Here is a 16,138-nt window from a genome sequence, read left to right as displayed (position 1 = left end):
TAACATAAATATAGTGAGCAAAACCATGAAATACGCATTAGGACCAGTGCTTTATTATTGGCCTAAAACTGAAACAGAAGCTTTTTATTATGCCGCCAAAGAGAGTCAAGCGGATATTATTTATATGGGCGAAACGGTTTGTACCAAGCGCCGTGAAATGAAAGTACCAAACTGGATTGAATTAGCAAAAGAGATTGCTAAATCTGGTAAACAGGTAGTGCTTTCTACATTAGCTTTACTTGAAGCACCATCAGAATTAAATGACTTACGGCAATTGGTTAATAATGGGGAGTTTTTAGTCGAAGCAAACGATTTAGCTGCCATTAATGTTGCGCATGAGCATAAATTACCCTTTGTTGCAGGTCCGGCTATTAACTGTTATAACGCTTTAACTTTAAAATTATTACAAAAACAAGGTATGGTTCGCTGGTGTATGCCGGTTGAGCTTTCTCGTGATTGGTTGAGTAATGTGCTTAAACAGTTTGAGAGTTTAAATATCGCACGAAATTTTGAAGTTGAAGTGTTTAGTTATGGTTATTTACCTTTAGCTTATTCAGCTCGCTGTTTTACCGCAAGATCGGAAGATAAGCCTAAAGATAAATGCGAAACTTGTTGTATTAAGTATCCTGTTGGACGTGAGGTGTTTTCACAAGAACAACAGAAAGTATTTGTGTTAAACGGCATTCAGACTCAAAGCGGTTATTGTTACAATTTGGGAAATAATCTAAAAGAGATGAAAGGATTGGTTGATATCGTTAGAATTTCACCATTTGGTATTGAAACACTTGATATTATTAAGCAGTTTAAAGCTAACGAAGATGGATTAAATCCACTGCAAATTGAACATAACCGAGATTGTAATGGTTACTGGAATGGGATTGCCGGACTTGAACTTACCCAATAAGCATTTTCTGCCTGAACAGTTTCGGGCAAATTTTCCTGCACTTAATAGTGAAAGCGTATATCTTGATTCGGCAGCAACAGCACTTAAACCGCTAGCAATGATTGATGCGACACTTGCCTATTATGCCCAGAATACTGCTACTGCAAAACGTAGTTTACACCAAGATGCATTGCAAGTAACTGCAACAATTGATAAGGCAAGACAAAATGTTGCCGATTTGGTTCACGCTAATAGTAGTGCTGAAATTATCTGGACACGAGGTGCAACCGAGTCAATTAACTTAATTGCGCAGAGCTATGCTCGATCGTTGTTACAACCTGATGATGAAATTATTGTGAGTGAATTAGAGCATCATAGTAATTTGTTACCTTGGTTGATTGTGGCTAAGCAAACGGGAGCTAAAGTCGTTAAGTGGTCGTCGGATGTTAATGAGTTATTGTCGTTAATGTCAGCTAAGACCAAGATTGTTGCAGTGACTCAAATGTCAAACGTAACTGGATTTTGTCCTGATTTAGCTACAATAAGTAATATTGTTCATCAATATGATGCGGTTTTAGTGGTGGATGGTGCGCAAGGTGTTGTTCATCATGCAATTAATGTTAACCAGTTAGAGATCGATTTTTATGCCTTTTCTACCCATAAATTGTATGGTCCAACGGGGCTTGGCGTTTTATATGGTAAAAAGGCATTACTTGAGCTAATGTCGGTTTGGCATGGTGGCGGTAAAATGCTAAAAATCGCTTCGTTTGATGATTTTATTCAAGAAGATCTTCCTTATAAATTTGAAGCTGGTACACCTAATATTGCCGGTATTGTTGGTTTTAATGCCGTACTTGAGTGGTTAAAAAGTTGGGATAATAAGCAAGCTGAAAACTACACAAAACAGCTAGCTTGTTACGCAAAATCACAACTAAACCAATTTGCCGATATTCAATTTTATAGTGTGGATGATAGCCCGATAATCACTTTTAATATTAATAATATTCATCATAATGATATTGCTATTTTGTTAAGTGAACAAAATATTGCCATCCGTACTGGTGAGCTTTGTGCCCAGCCTTTAATGAATAAATTAGAATGTCACGGTGCAGTTCGTATTTCATTGATGCCATATAATAATCAGCAAGATGTGGATAAATTTATTTCAGTATTACAAAATGCAATTGAATTATTAGTGTGATTTTATACTAAAACGTATAGTTACCGGAAACTTTTTTACAAGCAATTAACCGTAAATAGGTCAATATTATGCTATCACAGCAAAGCTTAACCGAATTATTTGCAAAGCAACATAATTGGCAAGATCGTTATCGACAGTTAGTGATATTAGCAAAGCAATTGCCTGATTTTCCTGATGAACAAAAGACAGCACAAAATCAAGTCAATGGTTGCGAAAACCGTGTTTGGTTGACTTATCAAAAACGGACAGATGATACCTATGTTTTTAGTGGTGATAGCGAGGGGCGAATAGTGAAAGGACTATTGGCTGTGTTAATCAGTATTGCTAATCACAAAACAGCACAGCAAATAGCCGCTATTGATTTTCAATCGGTTTTGCATGAATTAAAAATTACTGACGAACTGAGCCAGTCTCGTTTGCAAGGGCTTACTAAATTAATTGAGCGCATTAAATCAGTTGTATAAAAAAGGGGGCTAATCGCCCCCTGTCTTTTGTATAGTCACTATTTAATCTTCAGTATACGTATATAGTGTGATAACTTTTTTTACACCACGGACTTTACTTGCAATTTCGGCTGCTACTTTACCTTCTTCTGACGTAACAATACCAATTAAGAAAACTTCGCCGTTTTCAGTTACTACTTTAATTTTGCGAGCTTTTGTTTTGGCATCTAAAACTAACTGAGATTTAACTTGAGTCGTTATCCAAGTATCATTGGTAATAGTCCCTGCGCCAACAGGCTCTCCAATACGAATTCGATTATAGACTTTTTTTACCCCTTCAACTTGGTAAGCAAGGCTTTCGGCCTTTTCAATTTGATTACTATTTGCTTGACCAACTAAAAGAATATTGCCACCATAAGCACTCGATATAATGCGTGATCCAATAAAAAATGGTCCGTTATTTTTAATTTTCATACCCATGCGTGAACTTAGAGTGGTATCGTCAACTTGAGTACCCGCAGTACGAGGATCGGTTGCAACTTTTGCTGTCGCACCTGCTCCAACACCAATCACGGCAGCAACACAACCTTGTAATGTTAATGCGCAAGAAATTAACATTACGATTAAGCTAACTTTTTTCATTATCACTCCTTATGATTTATTACGCCGTAATAATCAAATTCCAATAAATTGCTTTTATTATGCCTTGTAGATATTGATTTGCAAATAATTTTATCATTTGAAATAAGATAAATTTTAATAATTTTTTAGTCAATAGCCTGCAATTTGTTCTAGAATTTGATTGTTTTTATAGTAATGTCTGTTTATTTATTATTGTAAATGATTTGATTATTTTCTATATTATTAGAAATAAACTTCACGTCATTTATTTATTTCAGTAATTTGGCTAATAAGTTTACTTTTTTTCAGCCTTGTTACGATAATGTCACCCACCGTGACTTGCTCAGAGCGACGAACCACTGTATTGTTTTGGTCGGTGGTAACTGAATAACCTCGTTCGAGAGTAGCTAGCGGACTAACGTTGTTAAGTTGAGAGGTTTGTAAAACAAATTGATATTGTGATTTTGTTAACTTTTGTTTAATTAAATTAATTAATTGCTGTTGTTTTTGCCAAGTAAGTTGCCCTAAATAGGTAATATTATTTTGTGGAGATACTCGTAATAGTCTTTTATCGAGTGAATTATGGCGATTTGATAGTCTGAGCAAATATTGCTGAATATTTTCAGATAATGAGTGGCGATAAGCTAAAAGTTGATTTAATTGCTTTTCTAGCTTTGTTTGTGGATGTTGAGTCTGTAATTGATGTCGCCATTTATTGAGTTTTTCTCGGCATTGCATTAAATAATAATCCATTGCCATGGTTAAATGCAGCTGTTGAACTTGCAAACGTTTTACTTGTTGTAAACTGTCTCGACTAACAAGCTCGGCTGCCGCAGATGGGGTTGCCGCTCTAACATCAGCCACAAAATCGGCAATCGTAAAATCAATCTCATGCCCAACCGCACTCACAATAGGTATTTGACTAGCAAAAATAGCTCTGGCTACCACTTCTTCATTAAATGACCATAAGTCTTCAAGCGAGCCACCACCTCGTCCAACGATTAATACATCACATTCTTGACGAATGTTGGCAATGTGAATCATGTTAGCGATTTGCCCTGCCGCTTCACTACCCTGTACTTGTGTTGGATAAATAATTAAATGCAAACTTGGATCTCGGCGTTTTAATATCTGACAAATATCATGCAATGCCGCACCCGTTGATGAAGTGATAATTCCAACTGTGAGAATGTTTTCTGGTAATGGCTGTTTATTGATAGAATCAAATAAACCTTCCTCAGACAGCTTTTGTTTTAGTTGCTCAAACTTTTGCTGTAATAATCCCGTACCTGCTGCTTGGATTTTATCAATAACCAGTTGGTATTCCCCACGTGCCTCATATAGTGTCACTGTGGCCCTAACTAAAACTTGTTGCCCATTTTGTGGGGTAAAACCCGCACGAAAATTGCTATTGCGAAACATAGCACAGCGTACTTGTGCACTATCGTCTTTTAATGAAAAATACCAATGACCTGATGATGGACGTGAAAAGTTTGATATTTCACCTATTAACCAGATCTGGCCAATAGCATCACAAAGCAATTCTTTAACCATTTGATTAAGATCTTTCACTGATAAAATTGAATTGTTTTGCATGCTATTGTCCTTATTACAACTATATTATAACTATAAAGGTTTATACTAAATCAAATTGAGCCCAAATTGGTGCATGATCAGATGGTTTTATCATTGCACGAATATCATAATCAATACCCGTTTGTTTACAATAAGTCATCATTTTTTGACTAGCTAGTATTAAATCAATTCTTAACCCATTATGGGTTTCAAAACCTTTAGTACGATAATCAAACCAAGAATACTCAAGTTCAGTTGGGTGAGCATTGCGGTAAGTATCAATAAAACCGAGAGACATTAAGTTGTTTATCCATTTTCGTTCTTCCGGTAAAAATGAACATTTTCCTGTACGAAGCCATCGTTTACGGCTATCTTCGGAAATGCCTATATCTAAATCGGTTGGGCAAATATTCATATCGCCCATAACTAAAGTTAGTTGATTATTTAATTGATGATCTTGTAAATACTGTATTAAGTCATTGTAAAATTTAAGTTTATCCGGGTATTTAATTTCATGGTGTAAACTTTCACCTTGAGGGAAATAACCATTGATTACCGTTAAATTGCCTTGATTGGTTGGTAACTCAGCTATAATCAAACGACATTGAGCATCCTCACTATCGTTTGGAAAGCCACATTGTACAGACAAAGGTTGTTCCTTGGTTAATAACGCCACCCCATAATAGCCCTTTTGTCCGTGATAATGTAAGTGATAACCAAACTGTGCTAATTCGCCAATAGGAAACTGATCGTTATGAACTTTAGTTTCTTGTAAAGCAATAATATCTGGTTGATGAGTCTCAATAATTGCGGCTAACTGGTGAATTCTAGCACGAAGGCCATTAATATTAAACGAGATAACTTTCATAATAAATTTATTATATTTAATGCCATGTTATAAACTAAATACGCATCGTAACAAAAATACGTTATACTGTTAAGCTATTACAATAAAAACCACCATTTGTGATAAAGGGAATCACTAAATATGTCTACGGAATTACTTGCCTTGCGCGATAAAATCGATGAAGTTGATAAATCCATTTTATCTTTAATTACAAAGCGATTAGCATTAGTTGCCGAAGTTGGCGAAGTAAAAAGCAAACATGGCATTCCGATTTATGATTCCAAACGTGAAGCGGATATGTTAGCTAAAAGGCGAGGTGAGGCTGAAAAAGTAGGTATATCCCCCAATTTAATAGAAGATATTTTACGTCGTTTAATGCGTGAGTCTTATATTAGCGAAAATGATAAAGGTTTTAAAAAAGTTTATAGTGGTCAAGGATCAATAGTGATTGTTGGTGGTAATGGGCAAATGGGGCGATTGTTTGCTCGTTTATTTACCTTATCTGGCTATCAGGTTAAAACATTAGGCTCCAAAACTATGCATCAAGCCGCCGAAGTGGTTGCTGATGCAGCGGCCATTATCGTGACAGTACCTATTAACAAAACCTGTGAAGTCATTAAACAACTACCACCATTACCCAAAGATTGTATTTTAACGGATTTTACATCCATAAAAGCCAAGCCTCTCCAAGCAATGCTTGATAAACATCAAGGACCTGTAGTCGGTTTACACCCAATGTTTGGTCCAGATGTACCAAATTTAGCTAAACAAATTATTGTTTATTGTGAAGGGCGATATCCAGATAAATGCCAATGGCTAATAGAACAAATGCGTATTTGGGGTGCAAATTTATGTGCGATTAATGCCAAGGAGCATGACAAATGCATGTCATTCATCCAAGCATTACGCCATTTCACTTCGTTCTCATATGGTGTCAATTTGCAACGAGAACAGGCCGATTTAGAGCAATTGATCGCACTTTCTTCACCAATTTATCGCCTTGAATTGATGATGGTTGGACGCTTATTTGCTCAAGATCCCGAGCTTTATGCCGATATCATCATGGCGTCAGATGATAATATTGAATTAATCAAACGCTACTATGAACGCTTTGGTCAAATGGTCGAACTTATTGAACAACGTGACAAAACTAACTTTATTAAAAGTTTTAACGAAGTTACGCAATGGTTTGATAGTTATGCCGAACGTTTTATTAAAGAGAGCCAAGGATTATTAAAATTTGCCAATGATAATCGAGAGTAGTTTTATATTAAAAGGTATACTTTCTTGAAAGTTTTTCACAAATTAAAATATACTTTTTATTAAAAGATAGTTGTTAGAAATAATAAATGTTAGTGTGAGGGAATATAATGTCTAATCGAAAATATTTTGGTACAGATGGGATTCGCGGTAAAGTTGGTCAGTATCCTATTACACCAGATTTTGCGCTTAAATTAGGCTGGGCTGCTGGGCGTGTGCTAGCCAAAGATGGTGTTAAAAAAGTATTAATCGGTAAAGATACCCGCATTTCAGGCTATATGCTTGAATCAGCACTAGAAGCGGGATTTGCTTCTGCTGGTGTTGCCGCTGCGTTTACAGGACCAATGCCAACCCCGGCCATTGCCTATTTAACCCGCACTTTTCGTGCTGATGCTGGCGTTGTCATTTCTGCCTCGCACAATCCTTTTTATGACAATGGTATTAAATTCTTTTCAACCGAAGGGAAAAAACTTGATGATACAATCGAATTAGAAATTGAAACCGAACTTGAAAAAGAGATCGATTGTGTTGAATCCAAACAACTTGGGCGAGCTAGTCGTATTACCGATGCTGCAGGGCGTTATATTGAATTTTGTAAAAGCACATTTGACCATGATTTAAGTTTGGCTGGATTAAAAATTGTTGTCGATTGCGCTAATGGTGCCACCTATCACATAGCACCAAAAGTATTACGAGAACTAGGAGCACAAGTAATAAAAATTGGTTGTGAGCCAGATGGTGTTAACATCAATGAAAACTGTGGCGCAACTGACATAAAAGCGCTTGCTAAACGAGTTATTGATGAAAAAGCCAATTTAGGTTTTGCCTTAGATGGCGATGGTGACCGCATAATCATGGTTGATCATAAAGGTCAAAAAATTGATGGCGATTTAATTATCTATATCATTGCCCGTGAAGCATTAAGACAAGGTCAACTAAAAGGCGGAGTTGTCGGCACATTAATGAGCAATATGGGGCTTGAACTTGCACTTAAAAATCTCGGTATCCCATTTGCTCGTGCTAAAGTTGGCGATCGTTATGTACTTGAAAAAATGGTCGAAAAAAATTGGCGTTTAGGTGCCGAAAATTCGGGACATGTTTTATTGTTAGATAAAACCACCACTGGTGATGGTATTATTGCTGGCCTACAAGTATTAGCAGCAATGATTCGTAATGATATGTCATTGGCTGACTTGTGCAGTGGTATGACAATGTTACCACAAGTATTAATTAATGTTCGATTTTCAGGTGAAAATGACCCTCTAAATAGTGATGAAGTGAAAGCGGCAATTAAACAAGCAGAAAAACAGCTTGGTCATAATGGTCGAGTTTTGATCCGTAAATCAGGAACCGAACCGCTAATTCGTGTTATGGTAGAAGGATGCAATGAAATCGAAGTGCAAAAGTTGGCAGAAACTATCGCTACAGCAGTTAAAGCGTAAAAATACCCCCAATTATGCCCATTAATTAAGCCATTAATTGAGCTATATTGAAGTTAGAATAGTAAGAGAAGTTGCGTGCATTTACGTAAAATTAGTAAAAAGTGTCTAAAAATTTAATTTTGTTAATCAAAGGTTGACTTATTATAGGCAATTAGGTTTAAAATAGTAACTTCAGATTATTACAGCAATTGCTTATATCTTTCAACTGAAAACATGAGCAATATTTTTTATTTTTTAAAAATAGGTTAAGAGGGTTATATGTCGGTTTCCTCTCCAGCTTCACCACAAGCTTATATCAAGCATCATCTTGAGAACTTGCAAGTAGGTTCTGGTTTTTGGACCTTAAATCTTGACTCATTGTTCTTTTCGATCTTACTTGGTGTTATCTTTTTATGGATATTCCATCGTGTAGCAAGAAATGCCACCAGTGGCGTCCCAAGTAAACTACAATGTGCAGTAGAAATGATTTTAGAGTTTGTCAATAATACTGTTAAGGACATGTTTACTGGTCAAAATAAACTCATTGCGCCGTTAGCATTAACTGTGTTTATTTGGGTTTTCTTGATGAATTTAATGGATCTTATCCCTGTTGATTTTCTACCTTATGCAGGTCAGTACCTAGGTCTGTCACACTTGAGAGTTGTACCAACCGCAGATGTAAGCATTACTATGTCAATGTCCTTAGGTGTGTTTGCACTTATCATCATTTACTCAATCAAGTACAAAGGGATTTCAGGATTTGTTAAAGAATATACCTTGCATCCATTTAATCACTGGGCGTTTGCACCTATTAATTTAGTACTTGAATTAGTTAGCCTATTAGCGAAACCTGTTTCTTTAGGGCTTCGACTTTTCGGAAATATGTATGCAGGTGAACTTATCTTCATCCTAATTGCTGCATTATTACCTTGGTGGTCACAGTGGGTATTATCGTTACCATGGGCCATTTTTCATATTTTAATAATTACGTTACAAGCTTTTATTTTTATGGTGTTGACGATCGTCTATTTAGCTATGGCGTCGGCAACAGAAGATCATTAATTTTAATATTTTTTTGTTAATAAACTGGAGTATATAATGGAAATGTTATTTGTAGCCGCAGGCATTATGATGGGATTAGCTGCAATTGGTGGTGCAGTTGGTATTGGTTTATTAGGCGGTAAATTTTTAGAAGGTGCTGCTCGTCAACCGGAATTAATGCCTATGTTACGTACTCAATTCTTTATCGTTATGGGTCTAGTTGATGCAATCCCAATGATCTGTGTAGGTATTGCACTTTACGTTATCTTTGCTGTTGCAGGTTAATAAAAATTTAAGAGGAATCGTGTCATGAATATGAACGCAACTCTTCTCGGCCAAGCAATTACATTTGTATTGTTTGTTTGGTTCTGTATGAAGTTTGTTTGGCCTCCTGTTATTGGCGCGATTGAAAAACGCCAAAAAGAGATAGCCGAAGGACTTGCTTCAGCAGAAACAGCAAAAAAAGATTTGGAATTAGCCAAAGCAAATACATCTGACATAATGCAACAGGCTAAGGTTGAGGCTAATGCAATTATTGAGCAAGCGAATAAACGCAAAGCAACCATTCTTGAAGAAGCAAAGCAAGAAGCTTCTCGCGAAAAAGAACGAATTGTTGCTCAAGGGCTTGCCGAAGTAGAAGCTGAACGCAAACGAGCAAGAGAAGAGCTTAAACAGCAAGTCGCTACACTCGCTATTGCTGGTGCAGAAAAAATTATTGAACGTTCTGTTAATGAAGCCGCAAATAGCGACATCATTGATAAACTCGTGGCTGAACTATAAGGAGAATAGAGCAATGGCTGACTTAATTACGATTGCTCGCCCTTATGCTAAAGCTGCTTTCGAATTTGCGGTAGAAAATAACAGCATCGAATCATGGCATAAAATGTTAGTGCTAACATCTGAAGTGAGTAAAGATACTCAAATAAGAAGTGTCTTAACATCTGATATGAAAACTGATTCGGTGGCTAATTTACTCATCAACATCTGTAAAGATGTGTTAGATGAGTTTAGTACTAATTTTATTAAGATTATGGCTGAAAACAAACGATTATCACTTCTTCCTGAAGTGTTAACCTTGTTTGAACAATATTGTTTAGATAGAGAATCACAAGCAGATGTTGATGTAATTTCTGCCAGTGAACTAACTAATGAGCAACTTAATAAAATTTCTGTCGCTGTCGAAAAACGTTTATCACGAAAAGTAAAACTAAAATGTCATATAGATAAATCGCTCATTTCTGGTTTTATTATTCGTACGGGCGATATGGTTATTGATAGTAGTATCAGAGGGCGTTTAAATCGTTTAAATAACGCTCTACAGTCTTAAGGGGACTGATAATGCAGCTAAATTCAACTGAAATAAGTGAACTAATTAAAGAGCGGATAGCTCAGTTCAATATTGTGAGTGATGCTCACAATGAAGGAACTATCATATCTGTAAGTGATGGTATCCTTCGAATCCACGGATTAACTGATGTAATGCAAGGCGAAATGATTGCATTACCAGGGGGCCGATATGCAATGGCATTAAACCTTGAAAGAGACTCCGTCGGCGCGGTAGTCATGGGGCCATACGAAGACTTGTCTGAAGGTATGAAAGTACAATGTACTGGCCGTATTTTACAAGTACCAGTTGGTGAAGGTTTATTAGGCCGCGTTATTAACACACTAGGTGAACCAATTGATGGTAAAGGTTCACTTCAACATGACGGTTTTTCACCAGTAGAAGTAGTTGCACCCGGTGTTATCGATCGTAAATCCGTTGACCAAGCATTACAAACTGGTTATAAAGCCGTTGACTCAATGATTCCAATTGGACGAGGTCAACGTGAACTTATCATCGGTGACCGTCAAACAGGTAAAACAGCACTTGCTGTCGATGCAATCATCAACCAACGCGACTCAGGTGTAAAATGTATTTATGTTGCCATTGGTCAAAAACAATCAACTATTGCCAATGTTGTACGTAAACTTGAAGAGCATGGTGCACTTAAAAACACAATTGTGGTTGTGGCATCAGCGTCTGAATCAGCTGCGTTACAATACTTAGCGCCATATGCTGGTTGTGCAATGGGTGAATACTTCCGCGATCGTGGTCAAGATGCATTAATTGTTTATGATGATTTATCTAAACAAGCTGTTGCTTATCGTCAAATTTCGTTATTACTTCGCCGGCCTCCTGGACGTGAAGCTTATCCCGGTGATGTATTTTATCTTCATTCTCGCTTACTTGAACGCGCAGCGCGAGTCAACGAAGCCTATGTTGAAGAGTACACTAAAGGCAAAGTTAAAGGAAAAACAGGCTCATTAACAGCATTACCAATTATTGAAACTCAGGCTGGTGACGTTTCAGCATTCGTACCAACTAACGTAATTTCGATTACTGATGGTCAGATTTTCCTTGAAACTAGCCTATTTAACTCTGGTATCCGCCCTGCGGTTAACCCTGGTATTTCGGTTTCACGTGTGGGTGGTGCTGCACAAACTAAAATAATGAAAAAATTATCAGGTGGTATTCGTACTGCGCTTGCACAGTATCGCGAATTAGCTGCGTTCTCTCAATTTGCATCAGACTTAGATGAAGCAACAAGAAACCAATTAAGTCACGGTGAAAAAGTAACAGAATTGTTAAAACAAAAGCAATACTCGCCAATGACTGTTGCTGAACAATCAATAGTACTTTATGCCGCTGAACGTGGTTATCTTGAAGATGTAGAATTAGCTAAAGTATTACCATTTGAAACAGCACTACTTGCTTATGCCCATAGTCAATATGCCGATTTTGTTAAATTAATTGATGAAACAGGTAATTACAATGATGAGATTGAAACTAAGCTAAAAGAATTACTTGAAAGCTTTAAATCAACTCAAACATGGTAAGGGTGAGGTAAAAAATGGCTAATGCAAAAGAGATTAGAACAAAAATTGCCAGTATCCAAAGTACGCAAAAAATCACTAAAGCGATGGAAATGGTTGCCAATTCTAAAATGCGTAAAACGCAAGATAGAATGGCTGCTAGTCGACCATATGCTGAAATGATTCGTGAAGTAATTGGACATTTAGCGTTAGCTAAGATAGGAGCCAAACATCCTTATTTAGAAGAAAGAGATGTAAAGCGAGTTGGCTATCTTATCATTTCAACCGATCGTGGTTTATGTGGGGGTTTAAATATCAATCTTTTTAAAACTGTCATTGCTGACATGTCAGCATGGCAGGAAAAGGGTGTTGAAGCTGATGTCGCTTTAATCGGTTCGCGTGGTGTTTCGTTTTTCTCGTCAGTGAAAGCGAACATTTTAACCCAAGTCACTAATTTGGGTGATGAACCAAATTTATCTGATTTAATTGGGCCGGTAAAAACAATGCTTGAGGCATATGACAACGGTAAAATTGATAGATTATATATTGTTACAAACAAATTTATTAATACGATGTCACAAAAGCCGACGATTCAGCAATTATTACCTTTACCACCATCAGAAGATAAAAAACTCAAAGCTTCATCATGGGATTATATTTATGAGCCTGATGCTAAATCACTATTAGACGTGATTTTACGTCGCTATATTGAATCACAAGTCTATCAAGCAGTGGTTGATAATTTAGCGAGTGAACAAGCAGCAAGAATGGTGGCCATGAAAGCGGCAACGGATAACGGTGCAAACCTAATTAATGAATTACAAATTGTGTATAACAAGGCACGTCAAGGTGCTATCACTAATGAATTAATTGATATTGTATCTGGTGCAGCCGCTGTTTCAGGTTAGTGCTAAATATTGGCTTATAGTTAAGAAAAAGACGTAGAGGATTAAAAATGGCTACTGGAAAGATTGTCCAGATCATCGGTGCGGTGGTTGATGTCGAATTCCCAGAAGATGCAGTACCAAAGGTATATGATGCATTAGAAGTGGAAACAGGCACTGAAAAATTAGTTCTGGAAGTTCAGCAACAATTAGGTGGTGGCGTTGTATGTTGTATTGCAATGGGTTCATCTGATGGTTTAAGACGTGGACTTGACGTAGTAAACACTGGTCACGGCATTGAAGTACCTGTTGGTACAAAAACACTAGGTCGTATTATGAACGTACTTGGTGATCCTGTTGATAAAGCAGGTCCTATTGGTGAAGAAGAACGTTGGGCGATTCACCGTGCTGCCCCAACCTATGAAGAGCTTGCAAACTCAACTGAATTACTTGAAACAGGTATTAAAGTTATCGACTTAATTTGTCCATTTGCTAAAGGTGGTAAAGTTGGTCTGTTTGGTGGTGCTGGTGTAGGTAAAACCGTTAACATGATGGAGTTGATCCGTAATATCGCTATTGAACACTCAGGTTACTCAGTGTTTACTGGTGTGGGCGAACGTACTCGTGAAGGTAATGACTTTTACCACGAAATGAAAGAATCAAACGTACTTGATAAAGTATCATTAGTTTACGGCCAAATGAATGAGCCACCAGGAAACCGTTTACGTGTTGCGTTAACTGGTTTAACTATGGCTGAAAAATTCCGCGACGAAGGTAAAGATGTTTTATTATTCATCGATAATATTTATCGCTATACATTAGCCGGTACTGAAGTATCTGCGTTATTAGGTCGTATGCCATCGGCAGTAGGTTATCAACCAACATTAGCTGAAGAAATGGGGTTACTACAAGAACGTATTACTTCAACTAAGACCGGTTCGATTACTTCAATCCAAGCGGTGTATGTGCCAGCAGATGACTTGACTGACCCATCACCAGCAACAACCTTTGCTCACTTAGATGCGACAATCGTATTAAGTCGACAAATTGCTTCTTTAGGTATCTATCCGGCAGTGGATCCATTAGATTCAACTAGTCGTCAATTAGATCCTTTAGTTGTTGGTCAAGAGCACTATGATTGTGCCCGTGGTGTTCAGTCAATTCTACAACGTTATCAAGAATTAAAAGATATTATTGCTATTCTTGGTATGGATGAGTTATCTGAAGATGATAAATTGATCGTTGCTCGTGCACGTAAAATTCAGCGCTTCTTATCTCAACCATTCTTTGTTGCAGAAGTATTTACTGGTTCAGCAGGAAAATATGTACCTTTAAAAGATACGATCAGTGCATTTAAAGGAATCATGAATGGTGATTATGACCATATTCCTGAACAAGCATTCTATATGGTTGGTTCAATTGATGAAGCGATTGAGAAGGCAAAATCTCTCTAAGAGATTCATTGAACGAAGATCGTATTAATGGAGATCATATTATGGCACTAACTTCCTATCAATTAGAAGTTGTTAGTGCTGAATCTCACCTATTTTCGGGTGATGTTCAGCGAATCAGAGTCACAGGTAAGGAAGGTGAACTTGGGATTTATCCTGGTCATACCCCTTTACTCACAACCATAAAACCAGGCATGGTCGGCATTGTGAAAGCGGATGGTGAAGAAGAGTTTATTTATCTATCTGGTGGCATTTTAGAAGTACAACCTAACATCGTAACTATCTTGGCAGATACTGCAATTCGTGGTGAAGATTTAGATGAAGCAAGAGCACAAGAAGCAGTAAGACAAGCACAAGAACATATCAATCACCCAAGCGATGATATGTCATTTGCACAAGCATCTGCTGAATTATCAAAAGCTTTGGCAAAAATTCGCGTTATCGAATTGACTCGCCGCATGGGTCAATAGTTTGCTTTTTGATGTTTTATCATACACAAAAGGCTATTTGGTATTACAAGTAGCCTTCTTTAATTACAACTCTTTTTAATTTAGGAATTGATCTTTCTTTTAATAGCGTTTTGGATAATTTACTGGTAAATTTATACTGAAACATATAGTTTTCTGAAACTTCTTTACAAAAAAATATTTACATCTACACCTACTTTCAATAATATAAAACAGCGCAAACATAAAATGGCAAATTTACTTATTATTTTTAACATTAATCCTTATTTCATAATTGATTTATCTTTAAATTAAATATTTCATGACAATTCGTGACTTTTAATATTATCTCAACAGTTACCTTATACGGCTGATACTGCATTTTCATCCATAAGCAGCTAATATCATTTGGTTTGGATAACCAGGACAAAGTATCTGTATGATTAATACTTGGCATACCAAAGGCTTTTTCCGATTGTTTACTTATACCTTTTTTAAGATTATAAGTTTTTCATTCGCCTATCAACGTATTCACAAGACAAGCTATAGCCGCTATCTAATAGGTTGACGTTCGACAACTATAATTATGCAAATCATGATGTCTTTTGATAAACTGGTACCTTGCTATTTATGGCTGCAAAATGCTGAGTGACTTTTTACAATTTCGAATGTAGTTCAAGTTCTTTTTTATTGCTTTATTTTTGTACTCTAAGGTTTGATAATCAGGCTTTTTATTCGATTTTATCAGTGTCTATACAAATATCATCATTTAGTTGATAGACATTTGCTAAAATGAAACATTATCTATTTATAACTATACTTCACGGAAAGTTGGTAAGAAATGATATTGGCATGGTCTCATTAACGTGTTGTATGGTATGCTATAAAAGTAAAGGAGGCTTATGATTAACACCAAGGAGCAATAAACCCTATTTTTAGTCTATTTTTGTTGCATTTCGGGTAAAAAAAAAACAAACAGAAATAAATTACACAATAACCTCTTGCACAAAAATTTTAAGCCCCTATAATGCGCATCCACTGACACGCAATCAGCGACAAGCAGGCGGGGAGTTGGTGGTAAAGTGAGATCAAAAAAATTTAAAAAAGATCTTGACGAATAAAAAGGTGTAGCGTAGTATACGCAACCCTTGAGACAGCGAACTAAGTCAACGAAAAGTTGATGGGGAATATAAGCTGTCAGCTCTTTAA

Annotated in this window: 16 protein-coding genes; 13 read left to right on the top strand and 3 right to left on the bottom strand. The window is 36.7% G+C overall.

Annotated features, from left to right (window positions below; translation table 11 throughout):
• The first annotated feature begins 25 nt into the window (after window positions 1–25).
• From ACGH49_RS02865 to csdE, 3 genes are all read left to right on the top strand, one after another.
• Entirely contained in the window at window positions 26–904 is an 879-nt protein-coding gene (locus tag ACGH49_RS02865; protein WP_411588192.1) for a U32 family peptidase, read from the top strand.
• Entirely contained in the window at window positions 861–2,084 is a 1,224-nt protein-coding gene (gene csdA / locus ACGH49_RS02860) for a cysteine desulfurase CsdA (RefSeq protein WP_411588191.1), read from the top strand. The genes ACGH49_RS02865 and csdA overlap by 44 nt, the downstream gene beginning before the upstream one ends.
• A 68-nt stretch (window positions 2,085–2,152) precedes the next feature.
• The gene (csdE, locus tag ACGH49_RS02855; protein ID WP_411588189.1) at window positions 2,153–2,548 is read left to right on the top strand and encodes a cysteine desulfurase sulfur acceptor subunit CsdE; all 396 of its coding nucleotides are present in this window, start codon (window positions 2,153–2,155) and stop codon (window positions 2,546–2,548) included.
• A gap of 42 nt (window positions 2,549–2,590) precedes the next feature.
• Here the strand turns inward: csdE and dolP are convergent, their stop codons facing one another.
• From dolP to xthA, 3 genes are all read right to left on the bottom strand, one after another.
• Window positions 2,591–3,169 (bottom strand): division/outer membrane stress-associated lipid-binding lipoprotein, encoded by a 579-nt coding sequence (dolP, locus tag ACGH49_RS02850; protein WP_411588188.1) that lies wholly within the window; start codon window positions 3,167–3,169, stop codon window positions 2,591–2,593.
• A gap of 240 nt (window positions 3,170–3,409) precedes the next feature.
• Complete coding sequence (gene xseA, locus ACGH49_RS02845; protein ID WP_411588187.1) at window positions 3,410–4,744, bottom strand: exodeoxyribonuclease VII large subunit; 1,335 nt, start codon at window positions 4,742–4,744, stop codon at window positions 3,410–3,412.
• 40 nt (window positions 4,745–4,784) lie between these two features.
• Window positions 4,785–5,591, bottom strand: coding sequence for an exodeoxyribonuclease III (gene xthA, locus ACGH49_RS02840; RefSeq protein ID WP_411588185.1), 807 nt, complete (start codon window positions 5,589–5,591; stop codon window positions 4,785–4,787).
• Window positions 5,592–5,711: 120 nt separating this feature from the next.
• Here xthA and tyrA point away from each other — a divergent pair, with 120 nt between their 5' ends.
• From tyrA to ACGH49_RS02790, 10 genes are all read left to right on the top strand, one after another.
• Window positions 5,712–6,833, top strand: coding sequence for a bifunctional chorismate mutase/prephenate dehydrogenase (gene tyrA, locus ACGH49_RS02835; RefSeq protein ID WP_411588184.1), 1,122 nt, complete (start codon window positions 5,712–5,714; stop codon window positions 6,831–6,833).
• A gap of 107 nt (window positions 6,834–6,940) precedes the next feature.
• On the top strand, window positions 6,941–8,272 hold the full coding sequence (glmM, locus tag ACGH49_RS02830) for a phosphoglucosamine mutase (protein WP_411588183.1): 1,332 nt from the start codon (window positions 6,941–6,943) through the stop codon (window positions 8,270–8,272).
• A 258-nt stretch (window positions 8,273–8,530) separates the two neighbouring features.
• Entirely contained in the window at window positions 8,531–9,313 is a 783-nt protein-coding gene (gene atpB, locus ACGH49_RS02825) for a F0F1 ATP synthase subunit A (RefSeq protein WP_411588182.1), read from the top strand.
• A gap of 36 nt (window positions 9,314–9,349) precedes the next feature.
• Window positions 9,350–9,577 carry a FoF1 ATP synthase subunit c gene (gene atpE / locus ACGH49_RS02820; RefSeq protein ID WP_411588181.1) on the top strand — a complete coding sequence of 76 codons (228 nt, stop codon included), beginning with the start codon at window positions 9,350–9,352 and terminating at the stop codon, window positions 9,575–9,577.
• A gap of 24 nt (window positions 9,578–9,601) precedes the next feature.
• Window positions 9,602–10,072, top strand: coding sequence for a F0F1 ATP synthase subunit B (gene atpF, locus ACGH49_RS02815; RefSeq protein ID WP_296209256.1), 471 nt, complete (start codon window positions 9,602–9,604; stop codon window positions 10,070–10,072).
• Window positions 10,073–10,085: 13 nt separating this feature from the next.
• Complete coding sequence (gene atpH / locus ACGH49_RS02810; RefSeq protein WP_065606085.1) at window positions 10,086–10,619, top strand: F0F1 ATP synthase subunit delta; 534 nt, start codon at window positions 10,086–10,088, stop codon at window positions 10,617–10,619.
• 11 nt (window positions 10,620–10,630) lie between these two features.
• Entirely contained in the window at window positions 10,631–12,172 is a 1,542-nt protein-coding gene (gene atpA, locus ACGH49_RS02805; RefSeq protein WP_411588180.1) for a F0F1 ATP synthase subunit alpha, read from the top strand.
• Between the two features lie 14 nt (window positions 12,173–12,186).
• Entirely contained in the window at window positions 12,187–13,056 is an 870-nt protein-coding gene (gene atpG, locus ACGH49_RS02800) for a F0F1 ATP synthase subunit gamma (protein WP_411588179.1), read from the top strand.
• Window positions 13,057–13,103: 47 nt separating this feature from the next.
• Complete coding sequence (gene atpD / locus ACGH49_RS02795; RefSeq protein ID WP_411588177.1) at window positions 13,104–14,486, top strand: F0F1 ATP synthase subunit beta; 1,383 nt, start codon at window positions 13,104–13,106, stop codon at window positions 14,484–14,486.
• A 41-nt stretch (window positions 14,487–14,527) separates the two neighbouring features.
• Window positions 14,528–14,953 (top strand): F0F1 ATP synthase subunit epsilon, encoded by a 426-nt coding sequence (locus ACGH49_RS02790; protein WP_034911289.1) that lies wholly within the window; start codon window positions 14,528–14,530, stop codon window positions 14,951–14,953.
• The last annotated feature ends 1,185 nt before the right edge of the window (window positions 14,954–16,138 follow it).

This window comes from Gilliamella sp. BG7, assembly GCF_046635565.1.
GTDB classification, from domain to species: domain Bacteria; phylum Pseudomonadota; class Gammaproteobacteria; order Enterobacterales; family Orbaceae; genus Gilliamella; species Gilliamella apicola_P.
The sequence above is the reverse complement of the archived record's forward strand: the minus strand, read 5'-3'. Positions and strand labels throughout refer to the sequence as shown.

Excerpts from the sequence above, each read along its gene's own strand:
- ACGH49_RS02865 (WP_411588192.1), top strand. The coding sequence starts at position 26 with ATGAAATACGCATTAGGACCAGTGCTTTATTATTGGCCTAAAACTGAA.
- xseA (WP_411588187.1), bottom strand. The coding sequence starts at position 4,744 with ATGCAAAACAATTCAATTTTATCAGTGAAAGATCTTAATCAAATGGTT.
- tyrA (WP_411588184.1), top strand. The coding sequence starts at position 5,712 with ATGTCTACGGAATTACTTGCCTTGCGCGATAAAATCGATGAAGTTGAT.
- atpE (WP_411588181.1), top strand. The coding sequence starts at position 9,350 with ATGGAAATGTTATTTGTAGCCGCAGGCATTATGATGGGATTAGCTGCA.
- dolP (WP_411588188.1), bottom strand. The coding sequence starts at position 3,169 with ATGAAAAAAGTTAGCTTAATCGTAATGTTAATTTCTTGCGCATTAACA.
- csdA (WP_411588191.1), top strand. The coding sequence starts at position 861 with ATGGTTACTGGAATGGGATTGCCGGACTTGAACTTACCCAATAAGCAT.
- atpG (WP_411588179.1), top strand. The coding sequence starts at position 12,187 with ATGGCTAATGCAAAAGAGATTAGAACAAAAATTGCCAGTATCCAAAGT.
- csdE (WP_411588189.1), top strand. The coding sequence starts at position 2,153 with ATGCTATCACAGCAAAGCTTAACCGAATTATTTGCAAAGCAACATAAT.
- atpA (WP_411588180.1), top strand. The coding sequence starts at position 10,631 with ATGCAGCTAAATTCAACTGAAATAAGTGAACTAATTAAAGAGCGGATA.
- atpF (WP_296209256.1), top strand. The coding sequence starts at position 9,602 with ATGAATATGAACGCAACTCTTCTCGGCCAAGCAATTACATTTGTATTG.
- atpD (WP_411588177.1), top strand. The coding sequence starts at position 13,104 with ATGGCTACTGGAAAGATTGTCCAGATCATCGGTGCGGTGGTTGATGTC.
- xthA (WP_411588185.1), bottom strand. The coding sequence starts at position 5,591 with ATGAAAGTTATCTCGTTTAATATTAATGGCCTTCGTGCTAGAATTCAC.
- glmM (WP_411588183.1), top strand. The coding sequence starts at position 6,941 with ATGTCTAATCGAAAATATTTTGGTACAGATGGGATTCGCGGTAAAGTT.
- atpH (WP_065606085.1), top strand. The coding sequence starts at position 10,086 with ATGGCTGACTTAATTACGATTGCTCGCCCTTATGCTAAAGCTGCTTTC.
- ACGH49_RS02790 (WP_034911289.1), top strand. The coding sequence starts at position 14,528 with ATGGCACTAACTTCCTATCAATTAGAAGTTGTTAGTGCTGAATCTCAC.
- atpB (WP_411588182.1), top strand. The coding sequence starts at position 8,531 with ATGTCGGTTTCCTCTCCAGCTTCACCACAAGCTTATATCAAGCATCAT.